We start from the raw sequence: 18,951 nt of genomic DNA on the forward strand, positions 1-18,951 counted from the left end.
ATTAGAAAAATTGCTAACCGTAAGTTCGTTAATCAATTTATCCAATAAATTGATTTTTGATACGATATATACTCAATTCAACCAATGAGACATCGACTTTGAAAAAATGAATTTTGGGTAAAAGTGACCTGGAAGTAACAGCTATGGGTCTTGGTTGCATGCGAATGAGCTTCGCAGACAAACCCGCAGATAAAAGCGAAATGATAAAGTTACTGCATCAGGCTGTAGATGCGGGTGTGACATTTTTTGATACTGCTGAGGTATATGGCCCCTTTACCAACGAAGCACTACTCGGAGAAGCCTTTGCTAACGTTAACAAAGACAACCTGGTCATTGCCACCAAGTTTGGCTTTAAACATCACGATGGTGTTGGGCCTTTACCTTCACACGGGTTTGATAGCCGGCCAGAGCAAATTAAACGGGTAGCTGAAGCCTCGCTGAAAAGATTGAATGTAGAAGCCATAGATCTTTTTTACCAGCACAGAGTAGACCCTAATGTGCCCATCGAAGACGTTGCGGGGGCAGTTCAGGATTTAATTAAAGAGGGCAAGGTAAAGCACTTTGGCATGTCAGAGGCAAATGCTGAAACAATACGTCGTGCCCATAGTGTCCAAAACGTTACAGCCTTGCAAAGCGAGTATTCCATCTGGTGGCGCGATATCGAAGCTGAAATTTTACCAACCTGCGAAGATTTGGGTATTGGCATCGTGCCATATAGCCCTTTAGGTCGGGGGTTCTTAACCGGAACAATTACAAAAAATACCACCTATGATGCAAGCGACCTTCGCAGCAACAATCCCCGTTTCACCGCGGAAGCAATTGATGCAAATCAGGCAGTCGTGGACCTGTTAGTCGACATTGGTAAACAACATAATGCAACCCCAGCTCAAATTGCGCTTGCGTGGTTATTAGCGCAGAACCCTTACATTGTACCAATCCCGGGTTGTCGTTCGCTATCGCGGTTAAATGAAAATATGGCGGCTGCCGACATCACGCTTTCTGCAACGGACTTATCCCAAATCGAGGATGCAATGGCAGACATTGAGGTGGTAGGCGATAGATACTAAATCTATGCACACTTTGCAAAAGAATTTGTAGGGACTGAGACGGTGGCTGTTAGTTCATTTCGCATTTTTGCCACCGGGTGCGTTACTTCTCACACAGTATCTTACATAAGTATCTGCATAAGCAGGGCCACACCAGAACAACGTGGTCCTGCTTGATAAGTAAATCAGAAATCAGTGATTTTTAAGCTTATCAGCTACCGAGTCATAATATTCCTGTGTTAGTACTTCAGTCCAGGTAGTGGGATTCTCTGCACCGTACAATGCCAGGTAGGTAACGTCACTGTCCCTGGTTGATGAGTGCCAGTGTTCCGTATCCTCCGGGCACTTAATTATGTCACCCTCTTTGAGAATTACCGCATCTTTCCCTCTTTCCTGATAATAGCCCTGGCCATCGACAATTATCAAAACCTGCGCCGACGAATGTTTGTGCCAGTCTAGCGTAGAATTAGCTTTGAAAGTGGCTTTAGTAATGTTGTAGCCCAGGTCGTTATCGTCGTGAATGACAGCGTTCAGCCAGGCTTCCCCAATATAATGCGTATTGGGTGCCTTCATTCCCGCGGTGTAATACGATGAAACGTTATAATCTGAGTTTGCAGCGTAAGCAGTCAGTGGCGCTAATGTAAACAGGGCGAAGCTTAATTTTTTCATATTGTGCCTTTTAATTTTTAAATTCGCTATCCACAACATTTTCTATCTTGCGGATCATGCCATCACTTTTTGTCATTATAAATATTTCGCCAGAGCGATCCTGGCCGAATCTAAGGTCAATGCGACCCGGGCCTGCGATGACGCCTCTGCCAGGTAAAGGTAACTGTGTACCACCGCGTTTCTTATAGGTCGATTCAACTTGTTCTCTGAGTGTAGTCGTAAAAGCAAATTTAGGCGCAAGATGTTCGGGATTGTCATCATTTGCGTCAACCAGAGATGCTATGTCACTGTACCAGATATTACCGGTGGTCATGTCACCGAATATTAGCTTGTCTCTAAGTTCAGGGTGTTTAGTGCCTGAATAAATGTAGCCCCCTGAAATCGCATCGCCACCAATTTCCGCCATATGGGGGTATTGCAATACGGGGTAGGATGGCTCGATATATCGTTTAGGCAGGACACCTCTGATCATAACGGGCAATTTTACAAAATCGCCATCCCGTTTCACGGCATCGGGCATCATCAGTTGCGTTCCTTCGTAAATCGGATAACCGTAATTCTTACCTTTACCGATAATGTTGATCATTTCCCAGTTTACCTGACCAATATTGAAAGCCATAAGTTGCGGGGTATTCTGATTGTCTTTGAACCAAATCAACCGGTGGGGATTGCGTAATCCATAGGCCCAGATTTCAGGCCGCGCGCCTTTTAGCTTTACAAACGGATTATCATTGGGAATCCGGTACTGTCCATTTTCACTTAGGCTGGAATCTGAAGTTCGCTTTTTGAGGTCCGGAATAATCCGCAAAATTGTGCCAGCAACATTGTTTAAACGCTGCGCATTAAGTTTGCGTTCGTCCTGCATACCGCCAGAACCAGTTTCTCCTATGCCTACATACAGGGTTCCCCAATCTTCATCACCCGGCCGTGCGTAAGGATTAAATGAAAGCGCCCCCATTGGATGAATATGCCGATTCATGTCCATTCTCAATAACTCTCTGGCCGTTCCTTCAAATACATCATTTTTAGGATCGCTGTCCTGCCATTCCACCAATACGCCATAAAAACCATTATCATTGCCAAAAGAGGGCGTTTCTATGGTTTTCGTTACGTTATAATTGCTTAAATTCAGGCTTTTAAACGGGCCTTGTACTGGTTGAAGCGGGACATCGTTTTTCTTCACTTCAAGATGAATAGTGTAGAAGCGACCATTTTTACTGTAATCCGGATCAAATTGTATATTCACCAGACCACTGGCAAAGCCAAAGCTGTCATGAAAGGCAGGAAAGATGGTTTTAAAGTTGAGGTACTCAACAGGGACTGCCTGCTTGTCATCGAAAATGTAAAGTGGCCCGTTCAGATCAGGAACAAACCAACGCTCTGTTTCAGGCTCCTGTCGAATAAAATTCATCCGGGAAATCTGTGAAAGGGTATTACTTTCACTGGCCAAATCGCCAGTGACTGGCATGCTGATATAGTCTGACAGTACAAGTGTATAAGGGCTTTGCTCTGGATTACGCGGCTGACTGCCAGTATCCAGCAATTTTTCGATAGAAGATTGTGCCATTCCCCCCATTCGCGAATGGATATATGCCACGATATTTTTCATTTCAACATCGGTGAGGCGTCCCTTCCATGCTGGCATCATGGTTCCGGGAACACCATTTTCGATTAGTGCTAAAATATCATCAGGACTTGTACCATATAGCGATTCATCATCGGTTAAATCAGGAGGCTGATTCCCGCCGCTGTCCGTGATGATGGATATCTCCCGTCCCGCATTGATTGCACCTTCTGCCGCATCGCCGTGGCATGCAGCACAATAACTTTGATAACGCATTGCTCCGTTTTTAATTGCAGCATGGTCAGTGACCGCAGGTTCAGCGTGTGTGAAAGCGGGTGTTAAAAAGGCGGCCAAACAAAGATATTTTTTCATTACAAACTCCCGATATTCATTACCGGTATTGTTGCAAAGTGATCTGAAGCTTAACTGTCATTCAGCTGTCAGATTTGTCAGAAAGCACATTCTTTTCTTTTAACACATAGAAAACATCAACAATTTATGGAAAAACCAAAGGTGTTCTGCTGTTTACTCGTAGAAACGAAAGCGTTTCCGCCGTGTAAAGTCGCTATCGCTTTTACGATAGATAAGCCCAATCCATGCCTTGCTGAGCTGCCGTTTCGGCTGGGATCTGCACGAAAAAAGCGCTCAAATAGACTGGCCTTTACCGTGTCATCAATTGTTTCGCCGGTATTTGTAACGGAAATAGACGCCTGGCCGGCATTGACTTCTATGTGAATTAAGATTGTTGAGTCAGGCTCCGCATATTGAATCGCATTCTCTAAAAGATTACCAAGGGCACGATGGAAAAGGCCCCTGTCTACCTGCGCTTTTCCACTTCCTGTGCAGCTCACGTGCAATGTATTCGCGTGAAAATGCGGCTCTAAATATTCAATAATCTTGTTCGCCTCGACAGCGAGATCAACCGGCTCTTTCAAAAGCGGTGTTTGCCCAGACTGAGAACGGGATAAGAACAACATGTCATTGACGATGCGGGTTAATCTGTCTAATTCCTCAAGGTTTGAGTAAAGTAGCTCTTCCAGATCTTCCCGGCTTCTTCTTTTAGAGATAGCCAACTGCGTCTGTCCAATCAGGTTAGTAAGCGGCGTTTTAAGTTCATGGGCCACATTCGCGTTAAAGCTTTCAAGTTGCTGCCAGGCCACTTCCTGACGCTCAAGCACGCCATTGAAGCTAGCGCCAAGCGGTTGTAGCTCAAGAGGTAGCACTTTGGTATCTAAACGCTGGCCATTCACGCCTGGTTCTATTTTACCTGACTGAATGCTCAATGCATTGACGGGTTTCATGCCTGCCCGTGATATGACATAGCCCAATAATGCGACTAAACATGCCCCGAACAAAGTAAGGAAGAACATTTTCTGATTGAACGAATCAAACGTTCCCATATAGGGGGTTGAATCAATCGCCACCAAAAGTGCTAACCTGGTATTGCCCGACGACAGGGTAAGTTCGGTGTTCAATAAATACAGTGAGCAAATATCTTCACTCACGGAAACTTTTGAATATCCCATGGGCAGACTTTCCCAAACGACATTGTTTGGCAATTCAGGTACTTCACTAAACGTCTGCATGGTGGGTTTAACCCAATATTGAACACGACGACCTTCGATGGCGGATATTCGCTCGAGTTCATGGTTTAATGCATCCCAGCGGCCTTCATCTGCATAGTCCTGTATAGTCGGTAACACCAGTTTTTCTCTGAAGGTCAATTCCTGATGCATTTGGGTTCGGATAGCATCATGAAGGGTATATCGCAGCGTGAGCGCATACATTGAGACAATCAATATGGCTGCGGAAGCAAAGATGACGGCCTGACGGGCAGAGATAGAGTAATGATTGCTTTTCCACCACTTAAACATCCTGGTTGCCTCGCTCTTCAAGTACATAGCCCATCCCTCTAACCGTATGCAGCAATTTAGTCGCAAACGGGGTATCTATCTTGGCACGCAACCGTTTCACAGCGACCTCAACCACATTGGCATCACTATCAAAATTCATATCCCAAACCTGCTCTGCAATCATCAATTTAGACAATATCTCGCCCTCGTGACGGGCAAGTAAGCTTAGCAGGCTATATTCTTTTGCCGTGAGTTCTATTCGGTGATGGCTCCTGAATACTTTTCGGGACAGCAGATTAATGTTGAGATCGGCAATGTTTAATTCACTGATATCACGGGTATCGTTATGTCGTCGCCTTACCAATGCCTGAATACGGGCAATTAATTCAACAAGACTGAATGGTTTAGGCAGGTAATCATCGGCGCCTTTCTGAAGCCCTTTTACCCGTTCTTCAACATTACCCCTGGCCGAAAGCATTAATACCGGCGTCTGCTTCTTTTTTCTTAACCGCTCTAAAACCTGATAACCATCAATGCCCGGCAACATAACATCAAGAATAATGGCTTCGTAGTCTTGTTCTAACGCCATATGAAGGCCGTCGATGCCATCATCAACACCATCAATAACAAATCCATTTTCTTCCAGGGCTTTCGTGAGGTATCTCAGCGTTTTCTGTTCGTCTTCTACAATGAGTATTTTCATAAATGACTATATCGGGCGGTATTCAATATCACCAGCTATTAATGCTTTTTAATAGCTAACACTGTAATTGCACTGTGTTTGAAAATCCATTTTTTATAAATTTTATTAATATCATCGAATTACGCTTTCTTTTCGAATTTTGGCCGATTTTATATCTGCCTGAAACCTGACAAAAATGTCAGCTAAAAGACATCATGAAGACAAGTCGGATACACATACTGTTAACTATGTTGTTTCTTACGCACTGAATCTTCTTTCAAAAGAGGCTAATAGTTAAGTGCGTACGTTAAGCGTAAAAAGGAGAGGTTGGTTGAAAGCTGAAAAATTAAGTAGCGTTGCAAAAGGTTTATTTATCTCAGGCGTAATAACACTGTGCGCTTGTGCCTCGAGTGAAAAGTCTGAAAACATTGCGTTGAAAGAGCAGGGTAGTTTCGCTGTTGGCGGGTCGGTTATCACCACTGATGGTACTTATGATCCACAGACTCGCGGGCCTGAAGGACAAACGCTTCATGGTGATCATGCCTATGTCTTTTACCAAAAACCGGTTGATGCAAGAAAATACCCCTTGGTGATGTGGCACGGAATAGGCCAATTTTCAAAAACATGGGGAACCACGCCTGATGGCAGAGAGGGGTTTCAGAATCTGTTCTTGAGAAAAGGCTATAGCGTTTACTTGCTTGACCAACCGCGCAGAGGAAACGCAGGAAAAGGGACTGTAGCAGGCGAATATGTCCCGGTTACCGACGAGCAAAACTGGTTCAACATTTTTCGTGTAGGAAAATGGCCTGACTATTTTCCAGATGTGCAATTCCCTTCAGATCGCGCGTCCCTGAATCAATATTTCCGACAAATGACACCGAATATAGGCCCTATTGATATCGATGTGAATGTCGACGCCGTAGAGGCTTTGTTTGAAGAGATTGGCGATGGCGTATTGGTCACCCACTCTCATAGTGGCGGCATGGGATGGCAAGCCGTCTTGCAAAGCGAAAAAATTAAAGCAATCGTGTCTTATGAACCGGGTAGTAACTTTGTCTTCCCGACCGGTGAAGCACCATCGCCAAAACAGAGCTCAGCAGGTCCGTTAGTGGCTGTAGAAGTGCCCCTTGATCAGTTTAAGCGTCTTACCGAAATACCCATCGTGATCTACTACGGTGACAATATTCCTGAGCAACCTGACGACAATCCTGGTCAGGACGGATGGCGGGTGCGACTGGAAATGGCCTATGAATGGGCAGATGTCGTAAATAAATACGGTGGTGATGCCACGGTTATTCACCTGCCAACCGTGGGCATTTATGGAAACACCCATTTTCCGTTCTCCGATTTAAATAACCGTGAGATTGCCGAACGCATGTCTATGTGGCTAGACAGTAAATCACTAAACATTCGTTAGGAAAATCATTAATTATGGAGAACTACTGATGTCAAAATACCTGCTCAATACAACAAGCATATTGGTACTCATTTTCAGTTCATTGTCTGCTAACGTTAAGGCAGAAGTCAAAGACCCATTAAACGCGCGGCAACAGGCAATCATCCCGATTGCTGCGCATACCGCATCTGGCGATATCGCTGCGTTGAATATAGCGCTTGCGGATGGCCTTGATGCAGGACTCACGGTGAATGAAATAAAAGAAATATTCATTCACGCTTACGCCTATGTTGGTTTTCCGCGCGCACTGAATGGCATTAATGCATTTAATCGTGTTGTGGATAACAGAAAAAGCAACGGCATCAACGATAAACTTGGAAAAAGCGCGACGCCAGTTCCTGAAAACTTCGACAACAACGCCTATGGGCATGAAGTCCGAAATAGCTTAGTGGGACGGGATATTTCTAATCGCACGACCGGTTATGCGGCTTTTGTCCCGACCATCGATGTCTTTCTGGTTGAGCACCTGTTTGCGGATATCTTTTATCGGGATGTACTTTCAACAGCAGACCGTGAACTTGTCACCATTAGCATGCTTTCAACCTTAACCGGCACCGATGCTCAACTTACCGGCCATATGAATATTTCCATGCGCGTGGGCTACAGCGCAAAGCAGCTTCTGGCATTTACACAGGTGCTGGCGAATGACGTTGATGTAGCAGCCGCCAGCCGTGCATTTAACATTCTTACGACAATATCTGATATCGATGTAAGTGAACAACCTACTCGGGTTATTGTCGATTCAGGCAAATCAACGATTACCGGTTCTGCAGATAAATTCTCAGGCAAAGCCATTGTAAGCTCTATATTTAAGGCGCCTGCATCGTCTCATTATCGTGGTGGCATCGTGAGTTTTGAAAAAGGGGCAAGAACAGCATGGCATACACACCCTAATGGTCAGACACTGATCGTCATTTCCGGAAAAGGCTATGTTCAGCAAAAAGGTGAAGAAAAGTTGCTTATGGAAGAAGGCAGTGTAGTGACTATTCCACCTGACACCTTGCACTGGCACGGCGCTACTGATGAATCGCCAATGGCTCACGTAGCAATATCTACCCCAGAAGCAGGTTCAACAGTGAGCTGGCAGGGTTTTGATTAAGCACAAGCGATTGACCAAATAGCCCGCAGCAAAATTGCACTAAAACATATTGAATTTAAAAACGGAAAAATAAAAATGAGAGCGGTGTCATTACTTACACTATCACTCGCACTTTTGTGCGCGGGTAGTGCCTTTTCAGCAACCAACGTAAAAGTGAAAACGCCATTGGGTGCAGTAGTAGGGGTACAACAAGGCAATGTGGATGTATTCAAAGGGATCCCCTATGCAGAACCTCCGGTAGGTGACCTTAGATGGCGGGAAACCGTACCAGTAAAATCATGGGAATCGGGTGAGGCTCGGAGCGCCGATGCCTTTTCAGATATTTGCCCCCAGGTTAGATTTGGCGATCCTGAAAGCTGGAAAGAAGGGATGTCGGAAGATTGCCTGTATCTCAATATATGGCGCCCTCATGAGGCGGAAACGAAAGCCAAATTACCGGTAATGGTATGGATCCACGGTGGTGCTTTTGTTTTCGGTTCGGGCTCGGTTGATGAGAGTATAGGTAACAGCTTTGCCGAAAGCGGGGTTATTCTTGTCACCATCAATTACCGGCTAGGACGCCTTGGGCATTTCGCTTTTCCAGCGCTAACTAAAATGCATGGTAATGAAAGCAAAGGTAGCTATGCTTATATGGATCAAGTGGAGGCGCTTAGATGGCTGAAGGCTAATATTGAAGCATTCAATGGTGATCATAATAATGTTACCATTTTTGGTGAATCCGCTGGTGGCGTATCTGTGCATTCTCTATTGAGCATCGCAGACGCCGAAGGCTTGTTTCATAAGGCCATCGTGCAATCGGGTGGCGGCCGTGACGGAGTGTTAACAGCCCGTCCCTTATCAGAAAACAACGCAGATCCTCACTATCCCGAGTCGGCCGAACAAATAGGCATTAACTTCGCCGAATTTGCTGGCATAAAAGGAACTGACGAAAAAGCACTGGCACAACTCATGGCATTGCCTTTTGAGGCAATAGTGGCCGGTGGTGCAGAAAAGGATCCTGACACTGGTAAGCCGATTTATTCCGGCCCTATAAAAGACGGTAAATTAGTTCAACGAACAGCTGAGACCGCCTATAAACAAAATATGTTCAACAAAGTACCTTTGATAATCGGATCTAACACGGCAGAAGTGCCAGCGGGGTTTGTTAATGCGTCTTCAAAAGACGCGCTTTGGTCTGCCTTCGGTGAGTTCGCATCAAACGCAGCAAACGCTTACGATCCGCAAGGTAATCGTGAACTGGATGAAGTGCTAACCTATGTGAACACTGACAAAGTGTGGGCAGAGCCGGCGCGTTTTACTGCGAGGATATTTGCAGAGCATGATTTACCTGTCTACGTATATCGGTTTGGTTATGTACCCGAAGCACTCTCAAGCAGTCTCCGCTATGGCGCGCCACATGCCTCCGAAATTCCTTATGTATTCAATAATCTAGATGCTCGTCGCGGTAACTTACCCATTACCGAAGCCGATAAGAAAGTATCCGGTATGTTGAATGCCTATTGGGTCAACTTTGCAAAAACTGGCAATCCAAATGGCGAAGCTTTATCAGAATGGTCCCGGTTTTCGGGTGAATCATCAATGCTTCTGAGAGTGAATAAAGCCGGAAACACCCGTTCTCTTCCAGATCCGACAACCGAACGACTCGACGTAGTTGAGAAGGCGGTAAATTCTAAGTATTTCTAGATAGCAGACAATTTAACGCGTGGATGAAAGCTGACAAATCTGTCAGCTTTTTGTCACTAACAAGACGGCTCATACCAGCAATAATAGGTTTTTAACGTTGATAAGGAACCTCATTTTGCTGATCAAACACCTTTCTGTTTTATTATTCAGTTCAACGCTAGCCTTCTCTCAGACAGCCTTTTCCGCATCTGCAGACGAAAATCCGTTTACGCTAGTCTACAAAGGCGCCATAACGGAAAACTTGCCAGATGAAGTCAACATACACCCGGTAACTTATGATTTACATGGGATTAAAATCGCAGCGAATGTTTATACGCCGCCGGGATATGACGTTAAAAAGCGCTACCCAACCGTGGTAGTTGCTCATCCAAATGGTGGTGTAAAAGAACAGGTAGCAGGGCTTTACGCACAGCGATTGGCTAAGCAGGGTTTCATCACCATCGCCGCTGATGCAGCGTACCAAGGGGCTTCCGGTGGTGAACCTCGCTATATAGATATACCCGCCAACCGCATAAGTGATATTCACGGTATGGCTGATTTTATCAGTACTTTCAACGGTGTTGATGCTGACAAAATTGGTGTGCTGGGCATTTGCGGCGGTGGTGGCTATTCACTGGCCGCAGCACAAACGGATAAACGCTTTCAGTCTGTTGCAACGTTATCGATGTTTAACTCTGGTCGAGTGCGTCGCAATGGCTACATCGACTCTCAAATCGACACCATCCAAAGCCGTTTAGCTGACGCCTCTGAGGCTAAAAAGCTTGAAGTTGAAGACGGAACTGTCGAGTACGTGGGTGGACAGAGCCTTACGAGAGAACAAATCGCGAAGTTACCTTTTGAGCTCTACCGGGAAGGACTCGAATACTATGGTTTTACCCACAAACACCCAAATTCACAAAGCAAATACACCAAATCAAGCCTGCTTGAGTTAATACGCTGGGATGCAACCGATCATATTGATTTAATTAATCAACCGTTATTGATGATTGCGGGAAGTGAAGCCGATTCTCTTTATATGAGTGAGAACGCCTTTAATCTTGCGGTGAATGCAAAAGATAAAAATCTGTATTTGCTAAAAGGTGCCAGCCATATCGATACATACTGGAAAACAGAGTACGTCGATGATGCTGTCAGAAAACTCAATGCCTTTTTCAAAGAGACACTTTAGAGCTTTACAAGATGGGCAGTTAGGGGAGGTCGCCACAAGTAAACTGTTTGCTTCCCCTGACAGTGAATTCATACATACCTCACACAATCTATTAATTTAAATAATAAGTTTATGCAGATTATTACCACTAATCATTACTAGGTACTGCTGATAAATTAAACTCTATTATTCACAAATAAGATAAATCTATGCTCGCGCTTGTCCGCATCGCTTTGAGTAAGCCTTACACGTTTGTTGTACTGGCGTTACTCATTCTTATTCTCGGCCCGTTGTCTGCTATGCGCACGCCAACGGATATTTTCCCTAACGTAGATATTCCTGTTATTGCCGTTGCATGGCAGTGGCGTGGGCTGCCGCCAGATGAAATGGCTGGGCGGATCACCACACCCTTTGAACGAGCGCTGAACAGTATTGTGAACGATGTAGAGCATATTGAAGCTACGTCATACACAGGGTTCGGTATTGTGAAAATTTTCTTTCACGACTCGGTCGATATCAATATGGCGAACGCGCAGGTAACCGGTGTCGCACAAACGCTGCTACGACAAATGCCGCAAGGAACCCAGCCACCACTCATCATGAATTATAACGCTTCTACTGTACCTGTGTTGCAGCTGGCGTTATCGGGGAAAGGGCTTACCGAGCAACAGCTTGCGGACCTGGCGATGAACCAGCTCCGCTCGAAACTGGTCACGGTGCAGGGGGCATCCATTCCCTGGCCATTTGGTGGTAAATCAAGACAAATTCAAATCGGTCTGGATCCTGATGCCTTACGGGCCCGGGGCTTGTCGGGGCAGGATGTAGCCAATGCACTGGCAGATCAAAATGTCATCATTCCGGCTGGCACCCAGAAAATTGGAGAATTTGAATACGCTATTCAAATTAACAACGCACCTGCCACTATGGAAGAAATTGGCGACCTACCGGTAAAAACTGTAGGCGGAACTATCGTTTATATTCGTGATGTGGCTAACGTGTACGACGGCAGCGCTGTACAGACTAACATTGTGCATGTGGACGGCGGTCGTTCTGTGTTGATGAGCATCTTTAAAGGCGGGAACACCTCAACGCTGGATGTGATAGATGGGATTAAAGCTAGAATCGAAGAAGTGCGCGACGCGTTGCCTGAGTCCCTTGAAGTGAAGCAAATTGGCGATCAGTCTATGTTCGTGCTCAACGCTGTTCACGGTGTTGTTGTCGAAGGTGTGATTGCAGCGTTACTCACCAGTTTGATGATCTTGCTGTTTCTCGGCAGTTGGCGTTCAACCGTCATTGTTACGCTATCCATTCCGCTATCAATATTGGGAGCCATTCTGGTGATGTCCCTACTCGGACATACCCTGAATATCATGACTCTTGGCGGACTAGCGCTTGCTGTGGGCATTCTGGTTGATGAAGCCACGGTAACTATAGAAAGTATCAATTATCACCTCGAACAGGGAAAACCGGTAGAAAACGCGATTCTGGATGGTGCCCGGCAGATAGCTGTGCCGGCATTCGTGTCATTACTGTGTATCTGTATTGTGTTTGTGCCAATGTACTTCCTCGAAGGTGTACCACGTTATCTGTTCGTGCCTATGGCAGAAGCGGTAATGTTATCTATGCTGTTTTCGTTTCTGTTGTCGCGCACACTCGTGCCCACACTGGCGAAATACATGCTGAAGCGACATCAACTACATGATGAATCGATGGCGAAGCGAGGCTTTTTCAATCGTTTTCAAGGCGGCTTTGAAAAGCGCTTTCACAGTATGCGCGAACGCTATCAGGCTACTCTAGACCGTGCGTTGCATGCCAGAAAGGTTTTCATCTTTTCCTTTATGTTAGTGGTGATTGCCTCGTTTGCATTACTCCCTTTCATCGGCCGTAACTTTTTCCCGGATGTAGATAGTGGCCAAATTGCTCTGCATGCAAGAGGGCCGGTGGGAATGCGGGTAGAAGAGACCGCCGCCCGTTTTGCAGAAATTCAGGACGTGATCCGCGAGGTGATCCCGCAGCAGGAAATCAGTGCCATGGTGGATAACGTGGGCACCTACATTTCCAGTATGAACACCATCTATTCCAACACCGGTATGATAGGCAGTTCCGATGGCGATATCAGTATATCGCTCACCGCAGAGCATGCGCCTACGGCAGATTACATCAAGCGATTACGTGAAGTGTTGCCGGAACGGTTCCCGGACATGACATTTTCGTTTTTGCCCGCAGATATTGTCAGTCAAATTCTTAATTTCGGGGCGCCTTCCCCCATTGATATACAAATTCGCGGGCGCGATCTAAACGCCAGTTTCGATTTTGCCAACGCGATGCTTCGGGAGATCAGGGCGATCCCCGGCGTGGCTGATGCGCGTATTCAGCAGTCCAGACAGGCGCCTGCTATTAAGGTTAATATCGACCGTAATCAGGCCGCTTTTGCCGGTATTTCCCAGCGCGATATCAGTAACTCTTTGGTGGTGAATCTGGCAGGGTCAGCTCAGGTTGCACCAACCTTCTGGCTAAACCCGGCTAATGGCGTGTCTTATCCTATCGTAATGCAAACGCCCCAGCATCGTATCGACTCGCTCACTGAACTGAATAATGTGCCAGTCAGTGCGTCAGGGGGAGACGCCGAACCATCTGTGCTTGGCAGTATGGCTTCGTTTTCGCGCACCCAGTTAAACGGTGTGTATTCAGAATATAACATCGAGCCCATGGTCCAGATTTTTGCCACCACACAGGGGCGGGATCTGGGGGCCGTTGCGGCTGACATTCAGACTGTCATCGATAAATTTGAAGCCGAAAAACCACGGGGCGCGACAGTGGAAATGAAAGGGCAGGTGAGTACCATGCAGAGTGCCTATACGGGCTTGCTCACAGGGTTGATTGGGGCGATTTGCCTGGTGTACTTCATCATTGTGATTAATTTTCAGTCCTGGCGTGATCCGTTCATTATTATCATGGCGTTGCCGGCAGCCATCGCCGGTATCGTATGGATGCTCTTTACCACAGGAACAACATTCAGTGTGCCCGCGTTAACTGGTGCCATTATGTGTATGGGTGTGGCAACTGCCAACAGTGTGCTGGTTGTTAGCTTTGCCAAAGAGCGTCTTGAAGCGACGGGCAATGCTGTACAGGCGGCACTTGAAGCTGGGTTTGCCCGTCTTCGCCCGGTACTCATGACGGCGTTAGCGATGATTGTCGGCATGTTACCTATGGCATTAGGATTTGGTGAAGGTGGAGAGCAAAACGCGCCACTTGGCCGTGCGGTTATTGGCGGCTTGCTGTTTGCCACTGTGGCAACACTGTTTTTTGTTCCGGTGATCTTCAGCGTACTTCATCGTAATGACAGTAAAATTATCTTAGACAAACCGGTAGAGGAATAATTATGTCTGAACCACACATTCAACCAGGCTCTCGCCGGGGCAAACTGGCACTGGCGTGTTTAGGCGTTGCTGCCGTTGCCGTCGTTATTACTGGGGTTTTATCCCGCCAGGCTGATAGTGAAGAAGTTGCCACATGGACACAAGAAAGGCTTATTCCAACCGTATCTGTGGTGAAACCGACCTATGGGGTTAACACGGAACAATTAGATTTGGCTGGACGTTTGCAGCCGTTCAGGCAGGCCTCGATTTATGCCCGTGTTGATGGCTACATTAAGTCCTGGGATCACGATATTGGCGCATTGGTGAAAGCCGGTGATATTCTGGCTGAACTGGATACGCCGGAACTGGACGAGCAGATGATGCAGGCGCGGGCCGACGTAACCCGTTCGAAAGCGGATGTGGAGTTAGCCGAATCTACCGTCAAGCGTTGGCGCAAGCTGGTTGAAACCAATGCGGTAACCGCGCAGGAACTGGAACAGCGAGAAAATAGCTATCGCTCTGCCGCAGCAGCTCTGGAATCTGCGGAGGCGAACTTGCGCAGACTGCAAGTACAGAAAAATCTGGCCAGTGTTCCTGCACCATTTGACGGCGTAGTAGTTGCCCGAAACAAAGACACGGGGGATCTGATTAACGCGGGCTCCGACGACAGTATTCCGTTGTTCCGTCTGGCAGCAACAGAAACACTGCGCTTAAATGTTGATGTGCCACAGAAATTTGCCCGCCAGATGTCATCCGGTGTGACTGGTACAATTTCCGTACCTGAAGACCCTAGCGCGCAGTACGAAGGCAAAATTGTTCGCTCTAATTCCGCCGTCGACCCGCAAACGGGTACAATGATGGTGCAGCTTCTTGTGGATAATGCCGAAGGAAAACTCTTACCAGGTAGTTATGCCAGTGTCAGCCTACCGCTAGCCAGTGCTGAACCTATGATCACTGTACCAGCCAGTGCGCTTATTTTTAACGCAGAAGGTTTGTCGGTAGCGGTCATCGACGACACAGCGGAAACGGCCAGGGTGAAAGTGATGCCGGTAACGGTGAACCGTGATTTAGGGCGGAATATTGAAATTACCCGGGGTATAACCAACAACGCTGATGTCATCTCTAATCCCCCAGATGGCATTAAAACGGGCGATGAAGTCAGGGTAGTGAGTAACAATAACGGTCAGTCATAAGCATAAGTAAAATGAAAACAAAACTGAACGATCTCATCGCTTTTATCGCGGTGGCAGAGGAAGAAAGCTTTACTCGTGCAGCTGCGCGCCTATCGGTGTCGCAGTCTGCATTAAGTCATACCATTAAAGGTCTGGAAGAGCGGCTGGGTTTGCGTTTGCTCACTCGCACTACCCGTAGTGTGTCGCTCACTGAAATTGGTCGCAAACTTTACGATTCAGTCGCGCCCAGACTCACCGAAATTGAAAGTGAGCTGGATTCGCTAAATGCATTGAAAGATTCTCCGGCGGGTACCATTCGCATTTCTACTGCCGAGCATGCTGCCCGGGCATTTGTGTGGCCGAAAATCGTCGCGTTTATGCGCGAATATCCTGATATCAATATTGAAATGACAATCGAATACTCATTAACCGATATCGTTGCAGCCAAATACGATGCCGGTGTTCGCCTAGGTGAAAGTGTCGAAAAAGACATGATTGCCGTGAGTATTTCCCCTACCATGCGTATGGCTGTGGTTGCTACGCCGGCGTATTTTGAAAAGTTCGGTAAACCGCAGGAACCCCGTGAACTGTCTGAGCATAACTGCATTAACTTGCGTTTGCCTACCTATGGGCGCCTTTTAGTGTGGGATTTTGAAAAAGACGGACACGATGTGAATGTGCGGGTAGAGGGGCAGTTCACTTCTAATAAGTCCAGTTTCATTCGCGAGGCAGTACTGGACGGCCTTGGTTTGGCCTATCTGCCGGAAGATATGGTGCTGGAGGATATTCAGGAAGGAAAACTTGAGCGGGTATTAGAGCCCTGGTGCGACGTGTTTCCGGGTTACTATCTTTATTTTCCTAACCGAAGTCAGTATTCACCAGCCTTTTCACTATTCGTAGAAGCGATGCGCCAACCATTGCCTGGAGAACAGGAATAAACACGTGAAGAAAATAGTGCTGGCCGGTTTAACGGCCATTAGCGCAATGACAGCCGCTGCCTCTGAAATTAATACAGTGAGCTGTCAGAAGCAAAAAAAAGCGCCACTCATACTATTTCTCAGCAGAACCGGCAACACGGCTGCAGTGGGGGAAATGATTAAACAATTTACAGGGGGAGATACAGAATCGCTTTCCCTGGTTGAACCTTACCCGGAAAACTACCAGCAAACTGTGCAGCAAGTCAGGGAAGAAAACGAAAATGGTTTCTTGCCCGATCTGGTGTCGTTAAAACATGATCCCGAACGCTACTCAGAAATTTTCATTGGTTTTCCGACCTGGGGTATGGCACTACCTCCGCCCGTGAAAGCGCTTCTTAGTGCCACTGAACTGCGCAATAAAACCGTGTTTCCTTTTAATACCAATGCCGGTTATGGCCTGGGAAGCAGTATTGATACATTTCGTAAGCTTTGTGTTGAGTGTACCGTTAAGCCGGAATTTTCAGTAAAAGGCGGTATTGAACGGAACGGTGTGCTTCTGGCTATCAAAGGAAAACGAGAAGTGGAAGTGCGTGGTGAAGTTAAGTCGTGGCTTGAAACCGAATATTGCGCCGTTGATAAAGCCGCAAATTTAGATGAAGTTTAAAAAATGTTGCCCTAAAAGGGAGGGCAACATCTGGGGTTGCGGTATCGCTCACATGCCCTGTTGTTGATAGCCGCACTAACAAATCTGACATCCTTTGAAGCAATAGTTAAATGCTTAAAATCAGAGAGCGTTATGAAATTAATTCAATAATGCGTTCATTTTTTTACGTGGAATTCCACTGAATTATTTATAAGAAAAAGTAAACCGCCTTATGAGTAATACCCATCAATCTTTTTAATCCCTCGTGCTGAAGATGCGTAGAAATTGTTCAATCACCAGTATTACGTTATCGAATGAAGCAAAGGAGTCAAAGATGGAGAAAAAAGCGCAATTACTAACTGGAAAAAAGGCGCGCATGCGAGTCGTAACTGCATTCATTAGCGTAATCGCAAGTTCATTCTGGGGCACGTCGGCTATGGCTGAGGAACTTAGGTCTGCAAATGATTTCTCGTATATCCGAGACAAAGAGCAACGCTCGTTGGCGCTGTTCGGCGAAATGAGTAAGGTCATACAGCATCCACGATGTATGAACTGCCACCCTACTTCTAATAGCCCTTATCAAGGGATGACAATGCGACTTCATGAACCCCCCGTAACGCGCGGTGAAGACAATCATGGTGTACCTGGAATGCAATGTCAGACTTGCCATCATGACTCGAATACAACAATTACCGCCCAAGCTGAAAGCATTAAAAGTATTCCCGGGCATCCAAAATGGCACCTTGCGCCCGTTGAAATGGGCTGGGTCGGAAAATCACTAGGTGAAATCTGCCGTCAGCTCAAAGACCCCACCCGAAACGGCAACATGGATAGCGAAGCACTCATCCATCATATGACTAAAGATACTTTAGTAGGCTGGGCCTGGGCACCAGGAGAGGGACGCGAATCAGCGCCCGGGTCCCAACAAATACTGGGTGATTTGACACGAGCCTGGCTGCAAAGTGGGGCTGCTTGTCCCTCAAGCTAACGCATTCCGTACATTGATGAGGATTTATCATAAGCCTTTACTGATTTTATGCATTGTTGGCTAATGGCAGCGCGATAAAGTAGAACTTTACACTACACTGTTAGATGCGTTTCTGAAGCTTAGACCATGATAGGTTCACAAGAGGTTTAAACGCTAAATCATGCTACAGATAAATAACGAATAGAATATCCCTCAGAGGAGAAAGCAATGCCTACGTATCAAATTAATGTAAACGGCCAGTCCCGGGAAGTGGAAGCCGACGCAGACACACCATTACTCTGGGTGTTGCGGGACGATCTGGATTTGCCCGGCACAAAATTCGGCTGTGGTATTGCAATGTGCGGTGCTTGCACCGTGCATTTGGCTGGTAACGCTGTACGTTCTTGCTCGGTGCCGGTTTCTGCCGTAGGCAGCAATGCTGTCACCACGATTGAGGGACTCTCTGAGAAAGGCGACCACCCATTGCAAATAGCCTGGGTTGAACTCGACGTCGCCCAGTGTGGCTACTGTCAGACTGGTCAAATCATGAATGCCGCAGCGTTGCTAAAGCGCAACCCTAACCCCTCTGATGAAGATATCGAGGCGGCAATGACAGGCAACATTTGTCGTTGTGGAACATATTTGCGCATTAAAGAAGCCATTAAAACGGCAGTGAAAGCTTAAAAAGGGGGGG

15 protein-coding genes are annotated in these 18,951 nt (G+C 46.6%); 11 read left to right on the forward strand and 4 right to left on the reverse strand.

Going from position 1 to position 18,951, the window contains the following annotated elements; translation table 11 throughout:
- The first annotated feature begins 143 nt into the window (after positions 1-143).
- Positions 144-1,067 (forward strand): aldo/keto reductase, encoded by a 924-nt coding sequence (locus tag AC27IB_RS05250; protein WP_487119409.1) that lies wholly within the window; start codon positions 144-146, stop codon positions 1,065-1,067.
- 171 nt (positions 1,068-1,238) lie between these two features.
- Here AC27IB_RS05250 and AC27IB_RS05255 read toward each other — a convergent pair whose 3' ends face one another.
- The 4 genes from AC27IB_RS05255 to AC27IB_RS05270 form a co-directional block, all read right to left on the reverse strand.
- Complete coding sequence (locus AC27IB_RS05255; RefSeq protein ID WP_487119411.1) at positions 1,239-1,715, reverse strand: cupin domain-containing protein; 477 nt, start codon at positions 1,713-1,715, stop codon at positions 1,239-1,241.
- A gap of 10 nt (positions 1,716-1,725) precedes the next feature.
- On the reverse strand, positions 1,726-3,651 hold the full coding sequence (locus AC27IB_RS05260) for a PQQ-dependent sugar dehydrogenase (RefSeq protein ID WP_487119413.1): 1,926 nt from the start codon (positions 3,649-3,651) through the stop codon (positions 1,726-1,728).
- Positions 3,652-3,767: 116 nt separating this feature from the next.
- On the reverse strand, positions 3,768-5,153 hold the full coding sequence (locus AC27IB_RS05265) for a heavy metal sensor histidine kinase (RefSeq protein ID WP_487119415.1): 1,386 nt from the start codon (positions 5,151-5,153) through the stop codon (positions 3,768-3,770).
- On the reverse strand, positions 5,146-5,835 hold the full coding sequence (locus AC27IB_RS05270; protein WP_487119417.1) for a heavy metal response regulator transcription factor: 690 nt from the start codon (positions 5,833-5,835) through the stop codon (positions 5,146-5,148). Before AC27IB_RS05270 ends, AC27IB_RS05265 begins: the two co-directional genes overlap by 8 nt.
- 310 nt (positions 5,836-6,145) lie before the next feature.
- On the opposite strand from AC27IB_RS05270, the gene AC27IB_RS05275 reads away from it, so the two are divergent.
- The 10 genes from AC27IB_RS05275 to AC27IB_RS05320 all read left to right on the forward strand — a co-directional run bounded on the left by AC27IB_RS05275 (position 6,146) and on the right by AC27IB_RS05320 (position 18,941).
- Positions 6,146-7,231, forward strand: coding sequence for an alpha/beta hydrolase (locus tag AC27IB_RS05275; protein ID WP_487119419.1), 1,086 nt, complete (start codon positions 6,146-6,148; stop codon positions 7,229-7,231).
- A 28-nt stretch (positions 7,232-7,259) separates the two neighbouring features.
- On the forward strand, positions 7,260-8,369 hold the full coding sequence (locus AC27IB_RS05280) for a carboxymuconolactone decarboxylase family protein (protein WP_487119421.1): 1,110 nt from the start codon (positions 7,260-7,262) through the stop codon (positions 8,367-8,369).
- A 75-nt stretch (positions 8,370-8,444) separates the two neighbouring features.
- Positions 8,445-10,052: a carboxylesterase/lipase family protein gene (locus AC27IB_RS05285; RefSeq protein WP_487119423.1), complete on the forward strand. Its 1,608-nt coding sequence runs from the start codon at positions 8,445-8,447 to the stop codon at positions 10,050-10,052.
- A gap of 115 nt (positions 10,053-10,167) precedes the next feature.
- Complete coding sequence (locus AC27IB_RS05290; protein WP_487119425.1) at positions 10,168-11,220, forward strand: alpha/beta hydrolase; 1,053 nt, start codon at positions 10,168-10,170, stop codon at positions 11,218-11,220.
- A gap of 188 nt (positions 11,221-11,408) precedes the next feature.
- Positions 11,409-14,579, forward strand: coding sequence for an efflux RND transporter permease subunit (locus AC27IB_RS05295; RefSeq protein WP_487119427.1), 3,171 nt, complete (start codon positions 11,409-11,411; stop codon positions 14,577-14,579).
- A 2-nt stretch (positions 14,580-14,581) separates the two neighbouring features.
- Positions 14,582-15,751, forward strand: a complete 1,170-nt coding sequence (locus AC27IB_RS05300; protein ID WP_487119429.1) for an efflux RND transporter periplasmic adaptor subunit — start codon at positions 14,582-14,584, stop codon at positions 15,749-15,751.
- An 11-nt stretch (positions 15,752-15,762) separates the two neighbouring features.
- Complete coding sequence (locus AC27IB_RS05305; RefSeq protein WP_487119431.1) at positions 15,763-16,668, forward strand: LysR family transcriptional regulator; 906 nt, start codon at positions 15,763-15,765, stop codon at positions 16,666-16,668.
- 46 nt (positions 16,669-16,714) lie between these two features.
- A complete protein-coding gene (locus AC27IB_RS05310; protein ID WP_487119532.1) occupies positions 16,715-17,311 on the forward strand; it encodes a flavodoxin family protein in 597 nt (198 codons plus the stop codon).
- Positions 17,312-17,624: 313 nt separating this feature from the next.
- Entirely contained in the window at positions 17,625-18,278 is a 654-nt protein-coding gene (locus tag AC27IB_RS05315; protein ID WP_487119433.1) for a hypothetical protein, read from the forward strand.
- A gap of 207 nt (positions 18,279-18,485) precedes the next feature.
- A complete protein-coding gene (locus AC27IB_RS05320; RefSeq protein WP_487119435.1) occupies positions 18,486-18,941 on the forward strand; it encodes a (2Fe-2S)-binding protein in 456 nt (151 codons plus the stop codon).
- The last annotated feature ends 10 nt before the right edge of the window (positions 18,942-18,951 follow it).

This window comes from Alteromonas sp. 4NH20-0104 (assembly GCF_057547795.1).